Here is a 584-nt window from a genome sequence, read left to right as displayed (position 1 = left end):
GATGGCGGTTGTGATTTATTTCCGCCACGAAGTGATCACTTTATTCCGAGCATTGTTTGCTTCGATCTTCAAAGGTGACCGCAGTAAAGAAGCAAAACTGGCATGGATGATCGTGATCGCGACTATTCCGGCGTGTGTGTTCGGTTTGCTGATGAAAGACGTTATCGAAGTCTACCTGCGCAGTGCCTATGTGATTGCGACAACCACCATCGTATTCGGTTTGTTGCTTTGGTGGGTGGATAAGAATGCCAAGCTTGTTGCCGATGAGTACCAAACTGGCTGGAAGAAAGCGGTGTTTATTGGTATTGCTCAAGCACTTGCGATGATCCCTGGGACTTCACGTTCTGGTGCAACGATCACTGCCGCTCTATATTTGGGCTTCACTCGTGAAGCGGCAGCGCGTTTTTCATTTTTGATGTCGATTCCTATCATCACATTAGCTGGTAGCTACTTGGGCATGAAGCTGGTTACCAGCGGTGAGCCTGTGCACGTTGGCTTTTTGCTGACTGGTATTCTGACTTCATTTATTAGCGCTTACATCTGTATTCACTTCTTCTTGAAAATGATTTCACGCATGGGCATGA

1 protein-coding gene is annotated in these 584 nt (G+C 46.9%); it reads left to right on the top strand.

The window, feature by feature from the left end; genetic code table 11:
• Nucleotides 1-584, top strand: a 584-nt coding sequence (locus R7P74_RS27995) for an undecaprenyl-diphosphate phosphatase (protein WP_318123940.1), incomplete at both ends; no start/stop codon positions are given.

It is taken from the genome of Vibrio sp. 2033, from assembly GCF_033339735.1.
This window is presented reverse-complemented; position numbering and strand designations above follow the sequence as displayed.